The organism is Protofrankia sp. Cas8 (assembly GCF_963555845.1).
Classification (GTDB): domain Bacteria; phylum Actinomycetota; class Actinomycetes; order Frankiales; family Frankiaceae; genus Protofrankia.
Genome location: NZ_CAUVXI010000142.1, coordinates 1 through 6,558, shown reverse-complemented (window position 1 = coordinate 6,558; position 6,558 = coordinate 1). Strand labels below are relative to the sequence as shown.

At 70.0% G+C, this 6,558-nt stretch carries 4 protein-coding genes and 1 pseudogene; 1 reads left to right on the top strand and 4 read right to left on the bottom strand.

Annotation, left to right across the window (positions count from 1 at the left end):
- Window positions 1–731: pseudogene (locus tag U9977_RS18480) on the bottom strand (hypothetical protein); the annotation flags it as partial.
- A gap of 93 nt (window positions 732–824) precedes the next feature.
- On the opposite strand from U9977_RS18480, the gene U9977_RS18475 reads away from it, so the two are divergent.
- Window positions 825–2,678, top strand: a complete 1,854-nt coding sequence (locus U9977_RS18475; RefSeq protein ID WP_322750533.1) for a copper resistance protein CopC — start codon at window positions 825–827, stop codon at window positions 2,676–2,678.
- 14 nt (window positions 2,679–2,692) lie between these two features.
- On the opposite strand, the gene U9977_RS18470 is transcribed toward U9977_RS18475, so the two are convergent.
- From U9977_RS18470 to U9977_RS18460, 3 genes are all read right to left on the bottom strand, one after another.
- On the bottom strand, window positions 2,693–3,880 hold the full coding sequence (locus U9977_RS18470; RefSeq protein ID WP_322750532.1) for an RNA polymerase subunit sigma-24: 1,188 nt from the start codon (window positions 3,878–3,880) through the stop codon (window positions 2,693–2,695).
- A gap of 365 nt (window positions 3,881–4,245) precedes the next feature.
- Window positions 4,246–5,895 carry a S1C family serine protease gene (locus U9977_RS18465; RefSeq protein ID WP_322750531.1) on the bottom strand — a complete coding sequence of 550 codons (1,650 nt, stop codon included), beginning with the start codon at window positions 5,893–5,895 and terminating at the stop codon, window positions 4,246–4,248.
- Between the two features lie 109 nt (window positions 5,896–6,004).
- A complete protein-coding gene (locus tag U9977_RS18460; protein ID WP_322750530.1) occupies window positions 6,005–6,151 on the bottom strand; it encodes a hypothetical protein in 147 nt (48 codons plus the stop codon).
- Window positions 6,152–6,558 lie beyond the last annotated feature (407 nt).

Sequence of the window (6,558 nt, the reverse complement as noted above, 5' to 3'; positions counted from 1 at the left end):
ATCAGTACCGAGTGGGTGACGTCCGCCGCGACGATGGTCGTCACTGCCGCGGCCAGTGCCCTACCCGCGCGTCGCAGCAGCCCGAGAGCCACCACCCCGGCGGCCAGCGCGATCGCGAGAACGACCCATGGGGCTGGGGACGGTCCCGGAACCCAGTCGAGGGCGCCGGTTACGCTGACCGCCCGGCCGTCCACGGTCAGCGGGATCATCCAGGTGTAGATCTCGTGGAAACGGTCGGGCGCCGCCAGGACGACCGGCGGGTCCTGCGTCCCCATCCAGTGGGTTCGGTGGTCGTGCCAGACGGTGGCACCGCTGTCGCCGATCTTCTCCCAGCGGGGTGGCGCGGTGTCGTCACTGCCGGCCGGCAGGCTCGACGACCCGTACCGGCTGGCGTTGAGATAGGTGGCGGATGACAGCGCGTTGCGCCAGACGCCGGTTGGGTCGATCCGTAGGTACGGTTCGCCGGAGTATCCCCGGACGATCACCGTGTGGTTGCCGCCGACGGTCAGCCTGACCCTGCTGCCGTTCTCCACGGGAGCGAGGGTGACGCCGTCCACGGCGGGGTTCATCCCCGTCAGGGTCGTGTGCAGGTTGGTGGATCCGCCGCCGCTGACAGAGTGCGCCGATGCGGGCGAGGCCCCGATGATCAACCAGCAGACCAGTGCGCCGAGAACGAGGAGCGCGCGGGGCGGCCCGTGCCATAACCGGGCGCTCTGATCGGTCACGTTCATCGACGCGAAGCCTACGGTGCCGCTCCGGCGGATCGGGACGGGAGCGAAGGGGGAGCGAGCGGGATCCGGGACCGCGCGAGGGACACTGGGGCGGTGGTAGAGGTTCGCATCATCCGCCGGGTCGGGTTCCTGCTTGTCGCCATGGTCGCGGTACTCGTCGCGACGGCCGGTCCGGCGTCGGCGCACGCCGTGCTCGACCGCAGCGACCCGGTCGGTGGGTCCACCCTGGCGGTCCCGCCGTCGGCGGTCATGCTCAGCTTCAGCGAGTCGGTGACGACGGACCCGCGTTCGATCACGGTCATCTCCGCGGCCGGCAAACGGGTGGATTCCGGTGACGTCCGGCATGGACAGGCCGGCAACCAGGTCGTGGTCGGACTACCCGCCGGGCTCGCGCGCGGCACCTATGTCGTCAGTTGGCACGTCATCTCCGCGGACAGCCATCCGGTCGCCGGCGGATTCATCTTCGGTGTAGGGGTGGCCCCGGACGCCGCCGCCGCGGCGGCCGTGTCCACCAACAGCGGTTCGGCCGGCGTCAGCATGCTGGCCGGCGTCATCCGTTTCGTGGCGTTTGCCGGGCTGTCCGTCCTGCTCGGTGCGGGCTTCTTCCTGGTGGCACTCTGGCCGGCCGGGCTGCAACGGACTGGTCCGAGCCGGCTGCTGTGGACGGGATGGGGAGTGACGCTCGCCGGCGCTGTCGGCCTGTTGCTGGTGCAGGGTCCCTACGGTGCGGGTCAGGGGCTGTCCGCGCTCACGCAATGGGCTCCATTGTCAACGACGTTGCACACCAGATTCGGACATCTGGTGCTGCTGCGCATCCTCGCGCTGCTGCTCGCGGTACCGCTGCTGCGCGCGATCGTGCTCAGTGGCCGCCGGGCCGTCGCGGAGCTGGGTGGTCTGGGGCTCGTCGTCGCCGTGACCCAGGCGGCGTCCGGGCACGCGGGTGTCGGTGACGACGCGTGGCTGGCGACCACGAACCTGACCCTGCACGTGTTGGGAGTGGCCGCCTGGACGGGCGGCCTGGCAGCGCTGGTGGTTTTCCTGCGCACAACGTCCAGGCGCGGTCCAGCCGATGATCGGAATCTTCGACCGGACGCCCGCGTGCCCGACGCCCGGGTGCCCGCTGCCCGCGCCGCCGAACTCGCCAGGGTGCTGCCGCGCTGGTCACGCACGGCGATGGCGGCAGTTGGCGTCATCATCCTCACGGGGGTCTATCAGACCTGGCGGGAGGTGGGTGGGTTGGCGGCGCTGACCGCCACCGCCTACGGCCGTCTGCTGCTGCTGAAGCTGTGGTTCGTTGTGCTGATGCTCGGAATCGGCTGGCTCGCGCACAGATGGGTCGTGCGCCACTACCGGCCGGTCGTCGCGGCCCTGGCTGCGAGCCGCTCGGACACGGGTGCCGGCGCGGCCGCACGTCCGCCGGGGTCGTCATCGACCGGTGCCCAGGGGCGGCTCCAAGCCACTAAGCCTGCGGTCACCGAGCGTGTGGTCACTGAGCCTGTGGTCACCGAGCGTGCGGTCACCGGGTTGCGTCGTGGGGTGATGTTCGAGGCCGGATTGGCCGTGGTGGTACTCGCGGTGACGGCTGTACTGGTCAACTCCATTCCGGCGCGGACGTCATATGTGCCGCCGTTCGCCGACACGGTGTTTGCCGGGCCGCTCACCGTCCAGGTCGACATCAGCCCGACCAGGCACGGGCCGCAGACCCTGCACATCTACACCTTCGACCCCGTGGGGAAGGTCGCGCCGCTTGCGGACGCGTCGGCGCAGCTGTCACTGCCTGACGCCGGGGTCGGGCCGCTCCCGGTGTCGCTCACCCAGGTGGCGCCGGGCCACGCGATCGCCCAGGCGATGCAGGTGCCGCTGCCCGGGACGTGGCAGCTGCGGCTGACGCTGCGCGTGAACGATTTCGATCAGTATGTGACCACCCTGTTCTACCAGGTGCGGTAGCCGACAGGCTCTGGTCAGACCGGCTGAAGGCCGACGACGGAGTCTGGTTGCGCGAGCTGCTCCGCGCCGGCGGCGGTGGTCCCCGACGTCGGCACGGTCGTCGCCGACGTGGCTGCGTCGGGAGTGGCCGAGGGGATCGTCGGTTGTGTTGGCGTCGCCGGTGGCGTTGACGGCGGTTCGGCGCCGGAAGGCGGTGCGTTTGTCGCGGAGCGCTCTGCCGGTGTGGTGGGTGCCGCTGCCACCGGTGTCGCGGTCGCTCGTGACAGCGAGCCGATCATATTGGGTGGACCTGGCTCGGGTGCGGCCTGCGGCCTGATCGCCTCGGCGGTGGATCGCTGGGCCACCAGAACCATCTGGTTCGCGCCGTCGACCTCAGGCACGGTCGGTTCGGTCCGCTGGCCGGACAGCCGCCTGGCGAACTCACCGGCGACCGTCGGAATGATCATTACAGTCTGGTTCCGGTCGGTGGCGGGAGGTCTTGGTCCCGGAGTCGCCGGGCCGAGCGCGACATCGGCGTAGGGGACGCCGACCTCAGCCGCGGTGGGCCAGTTGATCGCGGCGGCGATGCCCACGACGGCAAGGAGCAGCGACGCGGCGACCGTTACCGTGGGCCGGACACGCCGGTCGTTCGGCTTGGGGGAGCTTCCACCGGGACGGATGGCGGGGAACACAATGGCTGTCGGCGTGTCGTCGGGGTCACCCGCTCCACTGCTCGCGGTGCCCGCGGATACGTCCGGCACCGATGGCTGAGCTGGCACCGATGGCTGAGCTTGCACCGGTGCCTGTGCTTGCACCGGTGCCTGTGCTCGGGACGACGAGGTGGTGCCGTCGGCAGCCGTCGCGGCGCGGTCGAAGGTGCGGACGAGTCCTTCCCGCAGCCGTGCGGGCGCCGGAGTGATCCGAACCTTCGCGAGCATCTCCTCGGGCGCCACCGCGTGCTGTATCGGGCCACGGCGGGCCTGGGGCGAGCCGGACCACGCCAAAGCGCTGCCGCGGGCCAGCTCCAGTAACCATGAGCGCAGCCGGGTGGCATCGCCGAGGGTGGCCAGCCGCGTTCGGGCCACCAGGGCGAACGCCGTGCCCGCAGCTGCCTGGGCGACCTCGGCCTCCCCCAGGATGAGCAGGCACATCGAGAAGACGTCGTCGGCATAGTGCTGGTAGACGGCGTCGAAAGCATCCCGCTCACCGCGCCGGATCCGCATGACGAGGTCGATGTCCGACTCGGGGGTTCGCGGCCGCGGTCCGTCAGGCCGCTCGCCCGAGCGCCGGTCGGCAGGGGCCGACACAGCGTGCCTGGGGCGTAAACCGGTCGCGGCTGCCCCCTCCGGGTTGGTACGGCGGATACCGCCAGTCATCAGTGCATTCTCCCGTATCCCCCATTGGCGGGATGAGTCATGACGGTGTCCTGGCGCGGACGGAGCGACACCGGCATCGCTCGCTACGTTAGAGGGTTCCGGCCATGCCATGAGGGGAACGTCGGGAAAACTTTGCTGTCACATGCTGGACCCGTCAGGCCGACGATTTTTTGATCATGGCTTGGTCGTGGCTGCCGCGGAGCCGTGGGCGATCAGGACGGTGGCTGCTGAGTCAGGATGACCTCCGCGGTATGTGGCTGGCCGCCGCGGGTGTAGGTGATGGTCACCTTGCTGCCGATCGGCTGGGACCGGACTGCCGCGATGAGCCCGTCAACGCTGGTGATCCGGCGGTCTCCCAGCTTGGTGATGACGTCGCCGTCCTGAAGTCCGGCCTGCTGGGCGGGTCCGTTGCTGACCAGATTCTGGATGGTGGCGCCGCTTCCGTCACCGTTCGGGTCGGTCTGGCTTGCTCCGGCGGTTGAGGCGTTCACACCGAGATACGGGTGTACCGCGGTCCCCTTGCTGATCAGTTCACCGGCGATGGTCTGGGCATAGTTGGATGGGATCGCGAACCCGACACCGATGTTGCCGGCCTGCTGTTCCTGTTGGCTGCCGAACCCGCCACTGCTCGAGCCCACCGTTGCAATGGCCGAGTTGATGCCGATCAGTTCGCCCTTGCTGTTGACGAGCGGGCCGCCGGAGTTGCCGGGGTTGATCGGAGCGTCGGTCTGGATGGCGTCCAGGACGGCGTTGCTGTCCTGGACGTTGGTGTCGCCGGTGCGCACCGGCCGATGCATGGCGCTCACGATCCCTGACGTGACGGTGCCGCTGAGTCCGAGCGGGCTGCCGACCGCGACCACCAGTTCGCCGACCGAGAGCGCGTCGGAGTCGCCGAAGGTTGCCGCCTTCAACCCGGTTGCGTCAATTTTGACCACCGCGAGGTCGGAGGTCGGATCGGTTCCGACGATCTTTGCGGTGAAGTCCTTGCCGTCCTGCGTGGTCACCTTCAGGGAACCACCCTGTGCGGCGTCGGTTACCACGTGGTTGTTGGTCAGAATGTAGCCGTCCTGACGAATGATCACCCCGGAGCCGGTGCTCGCCTGGTTTCTCGATGTGGCGGCAATCGTGACCACGCTCGGCAGGATGGTCTGCGCGGCGGCTGACACCGTGCCGGATGCGGCTGGTGAGGTTCCCGCAGTGCTGGTGCCACGCTGCAGGCCGGCGGAGGACACCACGGTCGTCCCGTCGTTGCCGCCTGCGACCAGAGCGCCGACGCCGCCGCCCACCCCGCCGCAGACCAGCGCGAGCGCGATCGCGGCGGCGGCGAGCCGCCTGCGTCGCGGCGGCGGGGCCGGTTGCCCGACGGTCTGCGGGGGGCCGTAATACGGATCGGACGGCGGTGGTGTCGGCCCGAACGGTGTCGGCCCGAACGGTGTCGACCCGAACGGTGTCGACCCGAACGGTGGTGTCGGCCCTGAGCTCGACGCCGCCCCGGAGCCGGAGCCGCCTGGGTAGCCGAAGCCGCCTGGGTAGCCGGAGCCGGGGCCGCCCGAGGCGGCTGCGGTCGTCGTGTCGTCGGAACCGCTCGTACTGGGTGCGCTCCAGGGCGTTCCCCACCAGGTCCGGCCGGACCCGTCGGCTGAGCCCCACTCGGGGGGCGTCCGGGGGTCTGCCGCACCCGGGGCTGCTGGACCCGCCGGTGCCTGCACCGCGGGCCGGTGGGTGGGTGGGTATGGCTCGGCATCCGGCGCCGCCCAGACCGGGGCATCCGGCCCGGACTGGCGGTCGTTGCCACCGGCGTCGGGTGCCCGCGAGTCCGAAGGACGTCCGTCCGGGGAGGTGAAGGGGGGCCGCGTGCTCATGGTAGAAACCTTCCCCTCACAAGCTGAGTGAAGACTGAAATGCGACCAACAGTCGGCTGAGGCACGGCGTCCGGGAGCGTAGGTCCCAGCGTGGCCATTCTGGTCACGGTCAACGGGCCCGGCCGTCGGCGAGTGGGTCGGCGATCGATGCGGCGAGCCGTGATGGCACTGCGACGGTGAATGCGGCGGCGGCGACAACGGCGACCGCGGGGTCCACCATGTTGGCACCCATGGGGAAGTGCGTGAAGCACGTCAACCCGCTCCCTGTCCGACCATCCAACTGCCCGAGTGCCCAACCCGCTGACCTGTCCCGTCACACGATGGCGAACGTCGTGACCGCTGTGGCAGTCGGGTCGCCTGATTTACAGACTGTGACGACACGCCAGTGATCGGGCCACCGTCCCCGGGTGGCTGTCACGCGGTATGGGAGGGCGCCCGCGAAGGTGCTCTCAGTAGCTTCTCAGGTCTACTTCAGGCTGTCCTCAATGCCTTCCCCAACCCTTGGAGAGGTGAAGCTGCCGAAGCGTCTGCGGGGCCGCCGCGACTGCGAACCATCACGGGCTGCACCGGGCACTGCGGCGCCGATGCCTGGCGGTGGGAGTGGGCAGACCGGGGTGCTCGTGAATCCCGTCGTGGCACTCCCGAGGGCCGTCGCGGCGCCGA

Coding starts and splice junctions, on each gene's coding strand:
- U9977_RS18470 (WP_322750532.1), bottom strand. CDS start 3,880: ATGCGGATCCGGCGCGGTGAGCGGGATGCTTTCGACGCCGTCTACCAG.
- U9977_RS18465 (WP_322750531.1), bottom strand. CDS start 5,895: ATGAGCACGCGGCCCCCCTTCACCTCCCCGGACGGACGTCCTTCGGAC.